At 71.6% G+C, this 15,270-nt stretch carries 14 protein-coding genes and 1 pseudogene; 8 read left to right on the top strand and 7 right to left on the bottom strand.

The window, feature by feature from the left end:
• Positions 1-4: 4 nt before the first annotated feature.
• Together Q0Q47_RS12925 and phnN are read left to right on the top strand one after the other, a co-directional pair.
• Complete coding sequence (locus Q0Q47_RS12925; RefSeq protein ID WP_293860032.1) at positions 5-1,150, top strand: alpha-D-ribose 1-methylphosphonate 5-triphosphate diphosphatase; 1,146 nt, start codon at positions 5-7, stop codon at positions 1,148-1,150.
• Positions 1,140-1,715: a phosphonate metabolism protein/1,5-bisphosphokinase (PRPP-forming) PhnN gene (gene phnN / locus Q0Q47_RS12920; protein WP_293860029.1), complete on the top strand. Its 576-nt coding sequence runs from the start codon at positions 1,140-1,142 to the stop codon at positions 1,713-1,715. The genes Q0Q47_RS12925 and phnN overlap by 11 nt, the downstream gene beginning before the upstream one ends.
• On the opposite strand, the gene Q0Q47_RS12915 is transcribed toward phnN, so the two are convergent.
• The 3 genes from Q0Q47_RS12915 to Q0Q47_RS12905 all read right to left on the bottom strand — a co-directional run bounded on the left by Q0Q47_RS12915 (position 1,672) and on the right by Q0Q47_RS12905 (position 4,384).
• On the bottom strand, positions 1,672-2,688 hold the full coding sequence (locus tag Q0Q47_RS12915) for an alpha/beta fold hydrolase (RefSeq protein ID WP_293860026.1): 1,017 nt from the start codon (positions 2,686-2,688) through the stop codon (positions 1,672-1,674). The two genes, phnN and Q0Q47_RS12915, sit on opposite strands and share 44 nt — an antisense overlap.
• 119 nt (positions 2,689-2,807) lie before the next feature.
• Complete coding sequence (locus Q0Q47_RS12910; protein WP_293860023.1) at positions 2,808-3,170, bottom strand: hypothetical protein; 363 nt, start codon at positions 3,168-3,170, stop codon at positions 2,808-2,810.
• Positions 3,170-4,384, bottom strand: a complete 1,215-nt coding sequence (locus Q0Q47_RS12905) for a glycosyltransferase (protein WP_293860020.1) — start codon at positions 4,382-4,384, stop codon at positions 3,170-3,172. Before Q0Q47_RS12905 ends, Q0Q47_RS12910 begins: the two co-directional genes overlap by 1 nt.
• A gap of 327 nt (positions 4,385-4,711) precedes the next feature.
• Between Q0Q47_RS12905 and Q0Q47_RS12900 the strand changes: the two genes are divergently transcribed.
• Positions 4,712-5,731 carry a glycosyltransferase family 1 protein gene (locus tag Q0Q47_RS12900; protein WP_293860149.1) on the top strand — a complete coding sequence of 340 codons (1,020 nt, stop codon included), beginning with the start codon at positions 4,712-4,714 and terminating at the stop codon, positions 5,729-5,731.
• Between the two features lie 200 nt (positions 5,732-5,931).
• Here the strand turns inward: Q0Q47_RS12900 and Q0Q47_RS12895 are convergent, their stop codons facing one another.
• The 4 genes from Q0Q47_RS12895 to Q0Q47_RS12880 form a co-directional block, all read right to left on the bottom strand.
• Complete coding sequence (locus tag Q0Q47_RS12895; RefSeq protein WP_293860017.1) at positions 5,932-6,738, bottom strand: UDP-2,3-diacylglucosamine diphosphatase; 807 nt, start codon at positions 6,736-6,738, stop codon at positions 5,932-5,934.
• A 65-nt stretch (positions 6,739-6,803) separates the two neighbouring features.
• Positions 6,804-7,427: a CDP-alcohol phosphatidyltransferase family protein gene (locus Q0Q47_RS12890; RefSeq protein WP_293860014.1), complete on the bottom strand. Its 624-nt coding sequence runs from the start codon at positions 7,425-7,427 to the stop codon at positions 6,804-6,806.
• Between the two features lie 10 nt (positions 7,428-7,437).
• Positions 7,438-8,370: a phosphatidate cytidylyltransferase gene (locus Q0Q47_RS12885; RefSeq protein WP_293860009.1), complete on the bottom strand. Its 933-nt coding sequence runs from the start codon at positions 8,368-8,370 to the stop codon at positions 7,438-7,440.
• Complete coding sequence (locus Q0Q47_RS12880; RefSeq protein WP_293860006.1) at positions 8,360-9,034, bottom strand: 1-acyl-sn-glycerol-3-phosphate acyltransferase; 675 nt, start codon at positions 9,032-9,034, stop codon at positions 8,360-8,362. The genes Q0Q47_RS12885 and Q0Q47_RS12880 overlap by 11 nt, the downstream gene beginning before the upstream one ends.
• 232 nt (positions 9,035-9,266) lie before the next feature.
• Here Q0Q47_RS12880 and Q0Q47_RS12875 point away from each other — a divergent pair, with 232 nt between their 5' ends.
• The 5 genes and pseudogenes from Q0Q47_RS12875 to Q0Q47_RS12855 all read left to right on the top strand — a co-directional run bounded on the left by Q0Q47_RS12875 (position 9,267) and on the right by Q0Q47_RS12855 (position 15,244).
• Positions 9,267-11,345, top strand: a complete 2,079-nt coding sequence (locus Q0Q47_RS12875; protein WP_293860003.1) for a 3-hydroxyacyl-CoA dehydrogenase NAD-binding domain-containing protein — start codon at positions 9,267-9,269, stop codon at positions 11,343-11,345.
• A gap of 88 nt (positions 11,346-11,433) precedes the next feature.
• Positions 11,434-12,420 (top strand): ABC transporter permease, encoded by a 987-nt coding sequence (locus Q0Q47_RS12870; RefSeq protein ID WP_293860000.1) that lies wholly within the window; start codon positions 11,434-11,436, stop codon positions 12,418-12,420.
• A gap of 35 nt (positions 12,421-12,455) precedes the next feature.
• Positions 12,456-13,295, top strand: a pseudogene (locus tag Q0Q47_RS12865) (ABC transporter permease); the annotation flags it as partial.
• Between the two features lie 3 nt (positions 13,296-13,298).
• The gene (locus tag Q0Q47_RS12860) at positions 13,299-14,300 is read left to right on the top strand and encodes an ABC transporter ATP-binding protein (protein ID WP_293859997.1); all 1,002 of its coding nucleotides are present in this window, start codon (positions 13,299-13,301) and stop codon (positions 14,298-14,300) included.
• The gene (locus Q0Q47_RS12855) at positions 14,297-15,244 is read left to right on the top strand and encodes an ABC transporter ATP-binding protein (RefSeq protein ID WP_293859995.1); all 948 of its coding nucleotides are present in this window, start codon (positions 14,297-14,299) and stop codon (positions 15,242-15,244) included. Before Q0Q47_RS12860 ends, Q0Q47_RS12855 begins: the two co-directional genes overlap by 4 nt.
• The last annotated feature ends 26 nt before the right edge of the window (positions 15,245-15,270 follow it).

Genomic DNA, 15,270 nt, shown 5'->3' with positions numbered 1-15,270 from the left:
AGCCATGGAACCCCGCGCCTTCGTCATCGAGAACGCCCGCCTCGTCCTGCGCGACCGGGTTGTCGAGGCCGGATGGCTGGCCGTGGCCGACGGCCGGATCGCGGAGACGGGGGAGGGGCGCGCGCCGGAGCGCGGCTTCGACGTCGAGGGCGACACCCTCATTCCCGGTCTCGTCGAACTCCATACCGATCATCTCGAGCTCCACTACACGCCGCGCCCGGCGGTCAAGTGGCCGCCCATCTCGGCCGTGCTGGCCTACGACGCCCAGATCGCCGCGTCCGGCATCACCACCGTGTTCGACAGCCTGCGCGCCGGGCAGGAGGATCGCCGCGACGACGTGACGAGCAATCTCGAGGTGCTCGCCGCCGCGCTCGACGAAGCGAAGGACCAGGGGCTCCTGAGGGCCGAGCATCTCACCCACCTGCGCTGCGAACTCTGCGCGCCGGACGTCATCGAGGCGACGCAGAGCTTCACGCACAAACGCCCCGTGCATCTCATGTCCTTGATGGACCACACGCCGGGCCAGCGGCAGTTCCGCGACGTCGAGAAATTCCTCGTCTACTACCGGGGCAAGACGAGCCTCACCGAGGCCGAATTGCAGGCTCTCATCGACCGGCGCCTGCGCCAGCACGAACAATGGTCCGCCTCGAACCGCCGCAGCCTGGTCTCGTTCGCCAAGGCCAACGGCGTCGCGCTGGCCAGCCACGACGACGCCACGCTGGACCATGTGGAGGAGTCGGTGGCCGACGGTGTCAGCATCGCCGAGTTCCCCACCACGGTGGAGGCGGCGCGGGCCTCGCACGAGGCGGGGATCGGCGTGCTGATGGGAGCGCCCAATCTCGTGCGTGGTGGATCCCATTCCGGCAACGTCGCCGCCGAGGATCTCGCCCGGCAGGGACTTCTCGACATCTTCTCGTCCGACTACGTGCCGGGCAGCCTGATCCACGCCGCCTTCGACCTCGCGCGAAGGGTCCCTGCCATCGCGCTGAACGACGCCGTCGCGACCGTGACCGACAATCCCGCCCGGTCCGCGGGGCTCGGCGACCGGGGGCGGATCGAGGCGGGTCTGCGCGCCGACTTCGTCCGGGTGCGCGAGACCACCACGCCCGTGGTGCGGGCCGTGTGGCGCGAGGGCCGGCGTGTCGCCTGACGGCACCACGCGCCGGGGCAGGCTCGTCCTGGTCGTCGGCCCGAGCGGCGCCGGCAAGGACACGCTGATGCGGCTGGCCGCCCGCGCGCTCGGCGGCAGGACCGACGTCACGTTCGCCCGCCGCCTGGTCACCCGGGCGTCCGGCGCCCACGAAGATCACGACACGATCGACGAGCCCGCGTTCGAAGCGGCCTTCGCCGACCGGGTGTTTCCGCTGGCATGGAAGGCCCATGGTCTCGGCTACGCCTTGCCCGGCACGATCGTGGACGACTTGCGCCAGGGCAGGACCGTCGTCGCCAATGTCTCGCGCAGTGTCGTGGACGACGCGCGATGCCGATTTGCCAACGTCGCCGTCGTGCTCGTGACCGCTCCCGTCGAGGAACTGGCGCGCCGCGTCGCCGCGCGCGGGCGGGACGCCGACACCGCCCAGCGCGTGGGAAGGGACGCTCCGGCAATCGAGGTGCTCATCCCCGATCTCGTCATCGAGAACGTGGGGGATCCCGTCGTCGCCGCCGCGAAACTCAGCGGCTTCCTGTCGCGAGCGGTGTCCTGCGCTGCGCCGTGAAGCCGTCGAACGCGGTCCAGAACCGATCCCGCAGCGCGTCGCGTTCCATCATCACGTCGTGCGCCGCGCCTTCGATCACCACGGCCTCGGCCGACGGCATGCGCCGTGCGAGCGCGAGGGCCGCGGGCGTGTGGGTGACCCGGTCGCGGTCGCCCGCGACCACGAGGATCGGCGTGTCGATCGTCGCGAGAGCCTCGCCGCGCAACCCCGCCATTCCGTCGTAGGCGGCCTTCAGCCAGCCGATGGTCGGCTTGCCGACCCCGAGCCGCGGCGCCTCCTTCAGGATGTCGTAGGAGCGCAGGTAGCGCACGGGATCGGACGTCAGCCAATTGTCCGGCTGGAACGCCGGCGCGGCCTGTCCGCGCCGGGCCGGACCCGGCACCGTCGCCGTGCCCAATCCGGCCCAATCCAGTGCCGAGGCGAGGGCGCGCGCGCCGACCGGGGCCAGGGCGGGTGACAGCCCCACCATGGGTGCTGTCAGGACGGCCCGGTCCAGGGAGGCGTCGCGCCGGACTAGCGCATGCAGAAGAATGGCGGCACCCATGGAGTGCGCCAGGCCCGTCCAGGGGCGCGGCAGGGCCGTCAGGATATCGCCGACGACGGTCGCGACGTCGCCGACGTAGCGGGCAAAGCCGTCCACGTGGCCCTTCGCGGGATTGGGCAGAAGGCGCTGCGATCCGCCCTGCCCGCGCCAGTCGAACGTGGCCACGGCGAAGCCTCGCGCCAGGAGATCCGCGATCACCTCGAAATACTTCTCGATGAAGTCACCGCGACCCTGCAGGAGCAGCACGGTGCCGCGCGTCCGGCCGGGCGGCAACCAGGCCGCGGTGCGCAGCAGGGCGCCCTCGGACCGGAGGAGCCTGAGCCGAGGGCGAAGCGGCACCGGGTTGCCTGCCACGCCGCACAGCCCCTGCACGGCGTCCAAGGCATCCCGGGGCGTGACGAAACGATCGAAGCGAACATGCACGGACACGGCGAGAACGATCCTCGTGATGGCGAGCCCTGGAGCGGACCGACATCGTTGCGACCGTCGCGCGTGTCATACAAGCGTTATGTGCGTCACGTATCCTCAAGACCGGCCCGGCGGGTGGCTCAGGCTTTCCCGCCCTTCCGGCGGTCGGCCTTGCGCTCCGTGCCGGAGGCCTCCGGCGACGCTTGCACCTTCGTCTTCGCGCCGGCCTTGGCGACGGCGGTCGCGTCCGGCACACCGTCGTCCGCATGGCGGACGGCATGGGCGGCCAAGCGCTTGAGCGCGCGACGCTCCTGGCGCAGCGCGTCCAGCTCGGCCTCGACCGCCTTGACGCCGGCCTTGGAGCCGAGCGCGGCGGCCGTCAGTACGCCGCCGTTCGAAGTCCTGAGCTCTCGCGTGGCCGCGGACGCGGCCTTGCGAGCCTCCCGCGCCGTCTCGTAGGCGGTGCGCAGCTTCTCGAACTTGCGCGCTGACTTGTCACTCATCACCAGACTCCTTCGCCGAGCCTGCTTGCTTCTCCAGCCCGGCTGTCACAATCCACGGCAAACTGTGTCGCAATCGTCATGCTCGCCGCGCGCTTTGCCGCGCCGTCGATGCTGACGCTGGTCCCGCGCCACGAGAAGGACCGGCCCGACAAGCCCGCCACCCAGACGGCCGGAATCGCGAGATCGCGCACGATCCACGCCGGAAGCGTGGCGATGTGCAGGGGCCATCCCGCGACGCGCGCGAGCGCCGCCTCGGCGCCGTACCAGATGCAAAGCCATGGCACGGCGACGGCCGCCACGGGGGCGTCCGCCACATGCGCCGCGCCGAGCATCGCCAGGAACGGCAGCAGCCCGCCCGACAGGATCTCCGGCGCGAACAGGAGCGGGAAGGTGGCCCGTCGCAGCCTGGCCCAGCGCACCTGTCGCGACCAGACGTCCCGCCAGCGCCGCGTGCCGAGCGGCTGCTCGCAGGGTGGGGCGGCCAGGCGAACCCGCAGCCCGAGGCCGCGGATCGCCTTGGTCGCCGCGGCGTCCTCGGCGGGCTCGCGGCCCAGCGCGGCATACCCACCCGCGCGCGCCAGGACGGACCGCCTCAGCGACAGCGTCTTGCCCTGCGCGAAACCCATGCCCAGCGCGTCGACCGCATACTGGATGCGCGCCTGATAGGTGTTGAGCACGGCACATTCCACGATGGCCCAGAACCCGTCGGCATGGCTGCCGACGGGAGGGGCACTCACCATCCCCACCCCCTCGCCCTCCGCCGCCGCGATGCGCGCGGCGTAGTCGGGCGGCAGCACGATGTTGCTGTCGGCCATCACCACCCAGTCATGGCGGGCCGCCTCCCACCCCTTGGCGCAATTGTCCAGCTTCGGGTTGTGGGGATGGCGATCCCGACCCACGAGGATGCGGCAGGGCACGCCGGGATGCTGCCGGGCGAGGTCCGCGACGAGGCCCCGGACCGGATCGTCCGCGTCCGCCGCGCAGAAGACGACCTCGTAGTCCGGGTGCGCGAGGTGGAAGCTGCTGCCGAGCGTCCGCACGGCGTCGTGGTCGATCCCGCAAACAGGCCTGACGAGCGTCATGGGCGCGAGCGCCGTCGCGGGCGCAGGGCCGTTGCGCGGCCTGCAGCGCCGTCCTGCGAGGAGGCAGGACACGAGCTGCACCGCAAGGGCCCCGGCCGCGAAGAGCCCGAGGACAAGTCCCACGGCGTTCATGCGTCCCCGCGGCTCCGTGCCGGTCCTGGCGATCGGTGAAGATCGTAGCGGACGAAGGCGATCATGACTGCTCCGTGCGTGCCGTGCCGACCGGGTGAGGGCTAGCGGCGCCGTGCGACGCCGCCATGACATCTGCGCCGTGACGTCGGCGCCATGACACGGACGACAGACAACCGTGCGCGGACTGTCATCAAACCGCAGCGCAAATCGGGTCTTGGTGGTTCGAAGCCGCAGGGTGACATCCGCATGCAGCAGAATCGCGAGCCCTTCTCGGCGGCTCTCTCCGTCCCCCCCACCGTCGGGTCCGACCTGGTGCGCGGCGCGGCGATGCCGTTTCGCATCCTGGTGGCCACCGATGCCTGGCGCCCGCAGGTCAATGGCGTGGTCCGCACCCTCGAGGCGCTGGCCGACGAGGCCCCGCGCCATGGCGCCGAGATCCTCCCGCTCACGCCGGAGCCGTTCCGCTCCGTGCCGATGCCGAGCTATCCGGAGATCCGGCTGGCGATTGCAGCGCCCTCCGCCGTCGCCGGGGCCATCGAGGCGGCGCGCCCCAACGCGATCCACATCGCGACCGAGGGCCCGATCGGCTACATGGTGCGCCGCTACTGCCTGCAGAACGGGATCCCGTTCACCACCTGCTATCACACGCGCTATCCCGAGTACCTCGCGGCGCGGTTGCCGGTCCCGCTCGGCGCGAGCTACGCGTGGCTTCGGCGCTTCCACAACGCCGCCGCGGCGACGATGGTGGCCACCCCCGCGCTGCAGGGCGAACTGGCCGCCCGCGGGTTCCAGCGGCTCGTGCTGTGGAAGCGCGGTGTCCCGGTGCAGAGCTTCGGCACGGGCCGGCCGGGCCTGATGCACCTGCCGCGCCCGATCTTCCTGTGCGTCGCGCGGGTCGCGGTCGAGAAGAACATCGAGGCCTTCCTGTCGCTCGACCTGCCCGGCACCAAGGTCGTGGTGGGCGAGGGCCCGGCGCGGGCCGAGCTCGCGGCGCGCTTCCCGCGCGCGGTCTTCCTCGGCCTGCGGACCGGGCAGGATCTCGCCGACGTCTACGCGTCGGCGGACGCCTTCGTCTTTCCCAGCCGCACCGACACCTACGGCCTCGTGCTGCTGGAAGCCCTCGCCGCGGGCGTGCCCGTCGCGGCCTTTCCCGTGACCGGGCCCCGCGAGATCCTGCAGGGCTCGGGCTGCGGCGTCCTGTCGGACGACCTGCGCATGGCCGCACTCTCGGCCCTGACCATCCCGCGTGAGCGCTGCCGGGCTTTCGCGACGCGCCACGACCTCGCCGACAGCACGCGGTCGTTCGTCCAGAACGTCCGCGCCGCGCTTCTGGACGGCGTGCGCTGAAACGAACCCGCTGCTCAGAGCTTGTGAATCGTTCCGTAGTCCAGCTGGCACCCCCCCGCGTCATGGCCGGGCCCGGCCACCCACGACTTCAGGATGACCCCAGCCAAAGTCGTGGATGCCCGGGCAGGACGGCGGAGAGGTGGTCGCGGGCTGGAGAAGTCGGATGCTACACCGCACCGGGGGGATTGATTTACAAGCTCTCAGGCCGCGGCGGGGACGGCTGCGGTCTCGGCGTGGTCCTCGCGCGTGCGGGCCGGCATCAGGCTCGTCCAGCGGATGAGCTCGAGGCGGCCGTCATGGTGCTCGACCACGGCCGAGCAGGATTCCACCCAGTCCCCCGTGTTCACGTAGTCGATCCCGTCGATCGTCTTCATGACCGGGTGATGGATGTGGCCGCAGACCACGACGTCCGCGCCGGCCTTCCGCGCCTCGGCGGCGACGGCGTCCTCGAAGGCGCCGATGAAGCTGACGGCGCGCTTCACCTTGTGCTTGCTCCAGGCCGAGAACGACCAGTAGGGCAGCCCGAGCCTGCGGCGCAGGCGGCTGATGTGGACGCTCAGCCAGATGGCGAAGTCGTAGGCCTGGTCGCCGAGCAGCGCCAGCCAGCGCATGTGGCGCACGACGACGTCGAACTTGTCGCCGTGCAGCACCAGCACGCTGCGTCCGTCGGCCGTGCGATGGATCGTCTCCTCGACGATCTCGATGCCGCCGAAGTTCGAGCCCGCATAGTCGCGCAGGAACTCGTCGTGGTTGCCCGGCACGTAGACGATGCGCCCGCCCTTGCGCACCTTGCGCAGCAGCTTCTGCACGACGTCGTTGTGCAGCTGCGGCCAGAACCAGGACGACTTCAGGCGCCATCCGTCGACGATGTCGCCCACGAGGTAGATCGTGTCCGCCTCGCAATGCTTGAGGAAATCGAGAAGCAGGTCGGGCTGGCACCCCTTGGTGCCGAGGTGGACGTCGGAGATGAACAGGGTCCGTACGTCCAGGGCGGGTCGGTCGGCCATGGAGGCTCCTGACAGGGCGAGTCCGAGCCGTTCAAGCCGATTTGTCTTGCAGCGGTGTGACAGCGTCAGCCGATTCTGTCGGCGATGGCGCGCGTGCGGGTGACGCAGGTCGCGAGACTGCCCAGCGCGACGATCCACAGGCCCGCCTGGAGCGCCCAGCCTGAGCCCAGCGCGAGGTGCTCGACCAGCGACACGACGCAGGTCGCCGTGAGCAGTGCCATGCGGTGCTGCTTGGCCATGGGGCCGCGGAAGTCCTGCTTCTGCCCAAGCGCTCCGCCCAGGACGCGCAGATAGGCCGTTAGGGCGGCGGCCAGCGCCGCGGCCCAGCCGAGCGACGGGATGCCCGCGGCCCAGCCCCAGGCGACGAGGAACAGGGTATCGGCCACCCGGTCCGGCACTTCGTTGTAGAGCGCGCCGACCGGCGTGCCGCGCCCACCCTCGACCGCGACCATCCCGTCCAGGAGGTTGCACACGAGGCGAAGCTGCACCGCGAGCGCCGCGAGCAGGAACAGCGCCGGCCAGCGCGGCGCCGCGGCGAGGGCCGCCGCGCCCAGCGCCGCGATCGCCACGCTGGCCACGGAGATCTGGTTCGGCGTGACGGACGTCTTCAGGAGCAGCGCCACGGCCTTGCGGGCGAAAGCGCTGCCGCGGCTGGCGAGCGGGCGGCGGGAGGACGTGTCGGCGGACATGGGGCTCTCCTCAGGTCCACCAGTAGCGGGTGAGGTGGAAGAAGATCGGGGCGGAGAAGACGATGCTGTCGATGCGGTCGAGCACGCCGCCGTGGCCGGCGATCATGTGGCCCCAGTCCTTCACGCCGCGGTCGCGCTTGATCCCGGACATGACGAGCCCGCCGAGAAAGCCCATGACGCAGATCACGAAGGCCAGCAGGCCGGCCTGCCAGGGCGTGAACGGCGTGATCCACCACAGGGCGGCGCCGAGCAGCGTGGCCGACAGCACGCCGCCCACCAGGCCTTCCCACGTCTTGGAGGGCGACAGCAGCGGCGCCACCTTGTGGCGGCCGTAGAGCTTGCCGAAGACGTATTGCAGCACGTCGGAGCCCTGCACCACGATGATCAGGAAGGCGACGAGCAGCACCTGCCGGCCCTCGTAGCCGGGAATCTCGAGGGTGAGCAGCGCCGGCACATGGCTGGCGCAGTAGACGCAGATCATCAGCGCCCATTGCTGCGCCGCGACGCGCGTGAGGAAGTCCGACGTGTCCTGCCGCAGCGCCGCGATCGCCGGCATGAGCAGGAAGCCGTAGACCGGGATGAACACGGCGAACAGGCCGTACCAGTTGGTCCAGACCAGCCAGTATTGCACCGGCAGGGCCACGAAGAAGGCCACCAGCAGCGCCCAATGGTCGCCGCGGCGCGTGTCGGTGAGCGTGATGAACTCCCGCAGCGCGAAGAACGACGCCATCGCGTAGAGCACGACGACGGCCGCCTTGCCGAAGGCGATGGCGGCGCCCAGCAGGGCCACCATCACCCACCAGGCCTTCACCCGGGCGTTGAGGTTGTCGACGGTGGGCGACGGGTCCCCCCCGGACCTGGCCTTGAGGATCGCACCCACGGCACTGGCGAACACCAGCACGCCGACGACGCCGGCGAAAAGGATGAGCGTCTCACGCGGCATGGGGCTGTCCGTCGAGCGGAACGGGAGCCGGATGGGCATCCTGGCGCCCCGAAAGCGCCAGGAGAGCCGCTCGGGCCCGATCGAGGAAGACGTGGCGGTCCTCGCCGGGCTGCAGGCGCAGGGGCTCGCCGAAGGTCACGCTGCACAGCAGCGGCACGGGCAGCACCTCGCCCTTGGGCAGGACGCGCGAGATGTTGTCGATCCAGGTCGGAACCAGCGCCACGTCGGGGTGCTTTGCCGCCAGGTTGTAGAGGCCCGAACGGAAGGGCAGCAGCGTCTCCTCCGTGGTGTTGCGGGTCCCCTCCGGAAACAGGATGAGGCTGTCGCCCTCGCCCAGCGCGCGCGACATCACCGACAGGGGGTCCTCCTTGCGGGCCGAGGCGACCCGGTCGATCAGGACGGCGCGGAACACCTCCGTCCCGATGAAGTGGCGCAGGCGGTCCTTCTCCCAGTAGTCGGCACCCGCCACGGGCCGCGTCCGGTCGCGCAGGGGCTTGGGCAGCACCGACCAGATCAGCACGAAATCGCCGTGGCTGGCATGGTTGGCGAAGTAGATGCGCTGGCTGGCGTCGGGAAGCGTCCCCCGCCAGTCGGGGCGGACGCCGGTGACGACGCGTGCAAAGCCTGTGATCAGGGTGGACGCAAACATCTGCAGGACGGACATGAACCCCTCGCGACGCTTTTTCTGACCCCACCGGCCGGCCGCTGGACGGCGAGGACAACCACGCGCGCAGGCTCGCACGGGGCTTGCCGGGCCGGGAGTGCGGATTCACACATCTGAGTCTGGGGCGGCCCTCTTTCTGCCGACTTTTCCACCGGGCGGGATCTGCTACACAGCACCCGGACGCAATCGCCGCGCACGACACCTCCTTCGCGGCGCAGGGAGTTTGAGGGTCATGACCGATCAGCCGGTTCGCACCGAGCGCCGCGGCGACGCGCTCCTGGTCACGATCGACAATCCGCCGGTCAACGTCGTGTCGCAGGCGGTTCGCGCGGGGCTCCTCGCGGCGGCGGCCGAGGCGCGGGCCGGCCTGGTGTCGGGAGCGATCCGGCGCGTGGTGCTGACCGGGGCCGGGCGCGCCTTCGTCGCGGGGGCGGACGCCCGCGAGTTCGACCTGCCGCCGATGGAGCCGCACCTGCCGGACGTGCTCCTGCAGCTCATGGACCTGCCGGTCGTCGCCGCCATCAACGGCGTGGCGCTGGGAGGCGGCCTCGAGATCGCGCTCGCCTGCCGCGCGCGCGTGGCCCATCCCTCCGCCCAGCTCGGCCTTCCCGAGGTCACGCTCGGCGTGGTGCCGGGCGCCGGCGGCACCCAGCGCCTGCCCCGTCTCGTCGGCCTCGCCGCGGCGGTGTCGCTCATCTCCGAGGGTCGTCTGGTCCGCGCCGCCGAAGCCCTGTCGCTGGGCATCGTGGACGGCGTGGAAGACGACGTCGTCGCGGCCGCCCTGGCCCTCGATCCCGCTCTCCTGGCACGCCCGGCGGTGGACGCGTCGCCGGCTCCGGCCGCCGATGCGGATGCCGTCTCGCGGGCCCGGGCCCAGGCCGCCAGCCGCATGCGCGGACAGATCGCGCCGCAGCGCGCCATCGACCTCGTCGAGGCCGCGGCCGCCGTCCCCCTGGCGGACGGTCTTGCCCGCGAGCGCCAGACCTTCCTCGACCTGCGCAAGGGCGAGCAGGCGGCCGCGCTGCGGCATGTCTTCTTCGCCGAGCGGGGCGCGGGCGCGCCCAAGGACCTCGCCGCGCTGACGCCGGCCGCGCTGAAGACGGCGCTGGTGGTCGGCGGCGGGACGATGGGCGCCGCCATCGCCTACGCGCTCTCGGGGATCGGCCTGCACGTCACGGTGCTGGAGAACGACGAGGCCGCGGTCGGCCGCGCCCGCACGAACGTGGCCGCCCTGTTCGCCGACGCCGTGAAGCGCGGCAAGACCGACGCGGACTCGGCTCAGCGCAAGCAGGCGGAGGGTTTCGCCTTCCTGCACGGGCCCGACACGCCGCTGCCGCCGGTCGACCTCGCCATCGAGGCCGTGTTCGAGGATCTCGCGGTGAAGAGGGCGGTGTTCGCACGCCTGGGGGCCGGGCTTCCCGCCACCACGCTGATCGCCACCAACACGTCCTACCTGGACGTCGACGCTATCGCCGAGACCCTGCCCGAGCCCTCGCGCTTCCTGGGCCTCCACTTCTTCGCGCCGGCCCACGTGATGAAGCTTCTGGAGGTCATCCGGGCCCGTCGCACCTCGTCCCACACGCTCGCCTCCGCCTTCGGCCTCGCCCGCAAGCTGGGCAAGATCGCCGTCGAGGCCGGCGTCTGCGACGGCTTCATCGGCAACCGCATCCTAACCCGCTATCGCCAGACGACGGACATCCTGCTGCTCGAGGGCGCCACGCCGGCCGCGGTCGACACGGCCCTGGAGCAGTTCGGCATGGCGATGGGGCCCTATGCGGTCCAGGACCTGTCGGGGCTCGACATCGCCTATGCCAACCGCAAGCGGAAGAACCTGAAGGACAAGCCGGGGATCCGCTACATCGCCATCGCAGACCGGATGGTCGAGGACCTGAAGCGCCTCGGCCGCAAGTCGGGGGCGGGCTGGTACGACTACGAGGGCACGGCGCGCCGCCCGTCCGCCGACGTGGTCGCCCTGGTCGAGCGCACCTCGGCCGACGCCGGCGTGACCCGGCGCGTCTTCGAGGCCGAGGAGATCGCGCGGCGGGCCATGCTGGCGATGATGGCCGAGGGCTTCGACATCCTGGCCGAGGGCATCGCGCGCAAGCCGTCCGACATCGATCTCGTGATGGTTCACGGCTACGGCTTCCCGCGCTGGCGCGGCGGCCCCATGCATCTCGCCGACCGCTGGGGCCTCGCCGCCGTCCGCGACGATCTCGCCCGCCTCGCCAAGGAAGACCCGCTGTCGTGGCGCGTCCCGGCGCTGCTCGACGAGCTCGTGAAAAGCGGCGCGAAGCTTGCCTCCCTGAACTGAGGGCTCGTCCGCCCGCGCCGATTGGCGTTGGACAGGTCGCGCCCGAGATGCGACCTTTCCACGCCGACGACCCCCGTTTCCCCTTCCGATGACGTCCTTCCAACGCATCCTGGCCACCCTCCGACGCAATGCCGTGGCGGCCGTGCCGACCATCCTGGCGATCGTCGTGCTCAACTTCTTCCTGCTGCGCCTGGCGCCGGGGGATGCGGCCGACGTGCTGGCGGGCGAGTCGGGCGCGGCCACCGAGGAGCTCATGCGCCAGCTGAGGGCGCGCTTCGGCCTCGACCTGCCCGTGCTCATCCAGCTGAAGAACTATCTCCTGGGGCTGGCCCAGGGCAGCCTCGGCTTCTCGCCCCGCTACAACATGCCCGTCACGGACCTCATCCTGCAGAGGCTGCCGGTGACCGTCGCGCTGATGGCGTCGGCGCTCGTCGTCGCGTTCGTGGTCGGCGTGACGGCCGGCTACGTGATGGCGCTGTGCGCCGGGCGCTGGCCCGACCGCGTGCTGTCCGTCGTGGCGCTGCTGCTCTATTCGCTGCCCGGCTTTTGGATCGGGCTGATGCTCATCGTCGCCTTCTCGGTGAAGCTCGGCTGGCTGCCCAGCGGCGGGTCGGAAACCATCGCATCGGGCCTCACGGGCGTGGATCTCCTGCTCGACAGGCTGCGCCACCTCGTGCTGCCGGCGACCACCCTGGCGCTCTTCTACGTCGCCATCTACGCGCGCCTGACGCGGGCGTCCGTGCTGGAGGTCTCCGAGCTCGACTTCGTCCGCACCGCCCGCGCCAAGGGCGTCGGCGGCGCGGGGCTGGCGTTGCGCCACATCCTGCGCAACGCCCTCATCCCCGTGACCACGATGGCAGGCATCCACGTCGGCGGCGTGCTCGGCGGGGCGGTGGTGGTGGAGACGGTGTTCACCTGGCCCGGTATGGGCCGCCTCGCCTTCGAGGCGGTGCAGCGCCGCGACTTCGCCGTCCTGCTCGGCGTGCTGTTCCTCTCCTCCATCGTCGTGATCGTCGTGAACATGCTGGTCGACCTGCTGCAGGCCTGGCTCGACCCCCGCATCGAGGCCTCGTGATGCAGGCGGTCGCCACAACCCAGCCCCCGTCGACAGGCCGACGGCGAGCCCTGAGGGCCTTCCTCGCCAATCCGGCCGGGGTCCTGGCGGTCCTGTTCCTCCTGTTCGTGGCCGTGCTGTCTCTCGCGGCGCCCCTGATCTACCCCGAGGACCCGCTGTCCATGGTCGCGCGCCCGCTGCTCTGGCCGGGGCAGAACGCGGCCTATCCGCTCGGCACCGACAGCCTGGGACGCGACGTCGCCGCGGGCATCGTGTGGGGCGGGCGCGTGTCGCTGCTGGTGGGGATCGTGGCGATGCTTCTCGGCGTGGCGATCGGCCTCGCCATCGGCGCCACGGCCGGCTATTTCGGCGGACGCGTCGACCAGGTGCTGGTCAAGATCGTGGAGATCTTCCAGACCCCGCCGAGCTTCGTGCTGCTGGTCGTGCTCGTCGCCGTCGCCCAGCCGTCGCTCACCACCGTCGTCCTGGCGATCGGCGGTGTCACCTGGCCCTCGACGGCGCGGCTGGTTCGGGCCGAGTTCAGGAGCCTGCGGTCCAAGGACTTCGTCATGGCGGCGCGCAGCCTCGGCTACGGGCACGCCCGGATCATCCTGCGGGAGATCCTGCCCAACGCGCTGCCACCGCTCATCGTGTCCTCCTCGGTGATGGTCGCGACGGCGATCCTCATGGAGTCCGCGCTCTCGTTCCTGGGGCTCAGCGACCCCAACGTGGTCAGCTGGGGCAGCATGATCGGCGCGGGCCGCGAGATGCTGCGCACGGCCTGGTACCTGAGCGCCGTCCCGGGCCTCGCCATCGTGGCGACCGTGCTGGCCCTCAACGCGCTGGGCGACGCGCTCAACGACGCGCTGAACCCCCGCCTGTCCGGACCGCGGTGAGCCATGGCCGACGCTGCCGCACCCCTCCTGGACGTTCGCGGGCTCACGGTGGCCGTGCACGGCATCCCCCGCGTCCGCGATCTCAGCTTCTCCGTGGCCTCCGGCGAGACGCTGGCGCTGGTGGGGGAATCCGGGTCGGGCAAGTCGCTCACCGGCCTCGCCATCATGCGCCTGCTGCCGCGGGCGGCGCGGCTCGCGGGCGGCGTGCTGCATTTCGCGGATCCGTCGGGCGCCGGCGTCGATCTCGCCACGATCGACGAGAGCGCGCTGCGGACGATCCGCGGTGGTCGCATCGCCATGGTGTTCCAGGAGCCCATGACCTCGCTGAACCCGGTGCTGACCGTCGGTGCCCAGATCGGCGAGACGCTGCGCATCCATGCCGGGCTCTCGGCCGCGGCGGCGCGCAGGCGCGCCGTCGAACTGCTCGACCTCGTGCGCGTGCCCGATCCCTCGCGGCAGGTCGACGAGTATCCGCATCGGCTCTCCGGCGGCATGCGCCAGCGCGTGATGATCGCCATGGCGGTCGCCTGCAATCCGGCGTTGCTCATCGCGGACGAGCCCACGACGGCGCTCGACGTGACCATCCAGGCGCAGGTGCTGGAACTGATCGACCGCCTGCGGCGGGACCTGTCGATGGGCGTGATCCTCATCACGCACGACCTCGGCGTGGTGGGCCAGTGGGCCGACCGGGTCGTCGTGCTCTACGCCGGCTCGAAGGCGGAGGAAGCCCGGGCGGAGACCGTCTTCGCGGATCCTCGGCATCCCTACACCCAGGGCCTCATCGGCGCCTCGCCGCGCGCCGCCGGACGCGGCGGCTGGCGCGCCGGCCCGCTGCCCGAGATCCCGGGCAGCATCGCCGACGCCCCCGCCGAGGGATGCGCTTTCGCGCCGCGCTGCCCGCACGTGCGTCCCTCCTGCCGGGCCGCGCGCCCGCCGGCCATCGCGGTCGGGCCGGCCCACCTGGCGGCCTGCCCGGTGCTGAACCCGGTGGAGACGGCCGCATGACGCTGCTCGCCGTCGACGACCTCGCGACCCATTTCCCCACCCGCCGCGGGCTCGTGCGCGCCGTCGACGGCGTGAGCCTGACGGTCGAGCGCGGCGAGACTGTGGGGCTCGTGGGCGAGTCGGGCTGCGGCAAGTCCACGCTCGCCAAGGCCATCCTGGGGCTCGTCCCGGTCACCGCGGGGAGCGTCAGGCTCGAGGGGCGGGAGATCGCCGGGCTGAGCGACGCGGCCATGCGCCCCGTGCGCCGGCGCCTGCAGATGATCTTCCAGGACCCCTACGGGTCCCTCAATCCCCGCCACCTGATCCGCGACATCCTCGGCGTGCCGCTGGCGGTCCACGGCATCGGCACGGGCGCCGCCGACCGGCGCGCGCGGGTGGCCGACGTGCTCGCGGCGGTGGGGCTGCCCGCGGACGCCGCCAACCGCTATCCGCACGAGTTCTCCGGCGGCCAGCGCCAGCGCATCGGCATCGCGCGCGCCCTCGTGCTGCGCCCGGACCTCGTCATCTGCGACGAGCCCGTGTCGGCGCTCGACCTGTCGATCCAGGCGCAGATCCTCAATCTCATGGTGCGCCTGAAGGAGGAGTTCGGGCTCTCCTACCTGTTCGTGTCCCACGACCTTTCGGTGGTCCGCTACTTCACCGATCGCGTCGTGGTCATGTATCTGGGCCGCATCGTCGAGAGCGCCGCGGTGGAGCGTCTCTTCCAGACGCCGCTGCACCCCTACACCCGCGCCCTCATCGATGCCGTGCCGGACCCTGCGCGACGCCGCAGCGTGACCGTCCTGCAGGGCGACCTGCCGAGCCCGGTCGACGCGCCGAAGGGCTGCGCCTTCCATCCGCGCTGCCCGCTGGCGACGGACCGCTGCAGGACCGAGCGCCCGGCGCTGCGGCCCCTGGAGGGACACACCGTCGCCTGCCACCACGCCGAGCAGGCGCTGGCCTGACGCCGGGATCGCGCGTCCCCGTGCGG

The organism is uncultured Alsobacter sp. (genome assembly GCF_945952055.1).
Taxonomy (GTDB): Bacteria; Pseudomonadota; Alphaproteobacteria; order Rhizobiales; family Beijerinckiaceae; genus Alsobacter.
Note: the sequence above shows the minus strand (reverse complement) of the source record. Positions and strands in the feature narration are given on the sequence as shown.

What these genes read in the sequence shown, in the direction of transcription:
- Q0Q47_RS12895 (WP_293860017.1), bottom strand. Translation starts at nt 6,738, where the DNA reads ATGGCCGACCGACCCGCCCTGGACGTACGGACCCTGTTCATCTCCGAC.
- Q0Q47_RS12910 (WP_293860023.1), bottom strand. Translation starts at nt 3,170, where the DNA reads ATGAGTGACAAGTCAGCGCGCAAGTTCGAGAAGCTGCGCACCGCCTAC.
- Q0Q47_RS12885 (WP_293860009.1), bottom strand. Translation starts at nt 8,370, where the DNA reads ATGCCGCGTGAGACGCTCATCCTTTTCGCCGGCGTCGTCGGCGTGCTG.
- Q0Q47_RS12925 (WP_293860032.1), top strand. Translation starts at nt 5, where the DNA reads ATGGAACCCCGCGCCTTCGTCATCGAGAACGCCCGCCTCGTCCTGCGC.
- Q0Q47_RS12905 (WP_293860020.1), bottom strand. Translation starts at nt 4,384, where the DNA reads ATGAACGCCGTGGGACTTGTCCTCGGGCTCTTCGCGGCCGGGGCCCTT.
- Q0Q47_RS12900 (WP_293860149.1), top strand. Translation starts at nt 4,712, where the DNA reads ATGCCGTTTCGCATCCTGGTGGCCACCGATGCCTGGCGCCCGCAGGTC.
- Q0Q47_RS12875 (WP_293860003.1), top strand. Translation starts at nt 9,267, where the DNA reads ATGACCGATCAGCCGGTTCGCACCGAGCGCCGCGGCGACGCGCTCCTG.
- Q0Q47_RS12860 (WP_293859997.1), top strand. Translation starts at nt 13,299, where the DNA reads ATGGCCGACGCTGCCGCACCCCTCCTGGACGTTCGCGGGCTCACGGTG.
- Q0Q47_RS12890 (WP_293860014.1), bottom strand. Translation starts at nt 7,427, where the DNA reads ATGTCCGCCGACACGTCCTCCCGCCGCCCGCTCGCCAGCCGCGGCAGC.
- Q0Q47_RS12855 (WP_293859995.1), top strand. Translation starts at nt 14,297, where the DNA reads ATGACGCTGCTCGCCGTCGACGACCTCGCGACCCATTTCCCCACCCGC.
- Q0Q47_RS12870 (WP_293860000.1), top strand. Translation starts at nt 11,434, where the DNA reads ATGACGTCCTTCCAACGCATCCTGGCCACCCTCCGACGCAATGCCGTG.
- Q0Q47_RS12880 (WP_293860006.1), bottom strand. Translation starts at nt 9,034, where the DNA reads ATGTCCGTCCTGCAGATGTTTGCGTCCACCCTGATCACAGGCTTTGCA.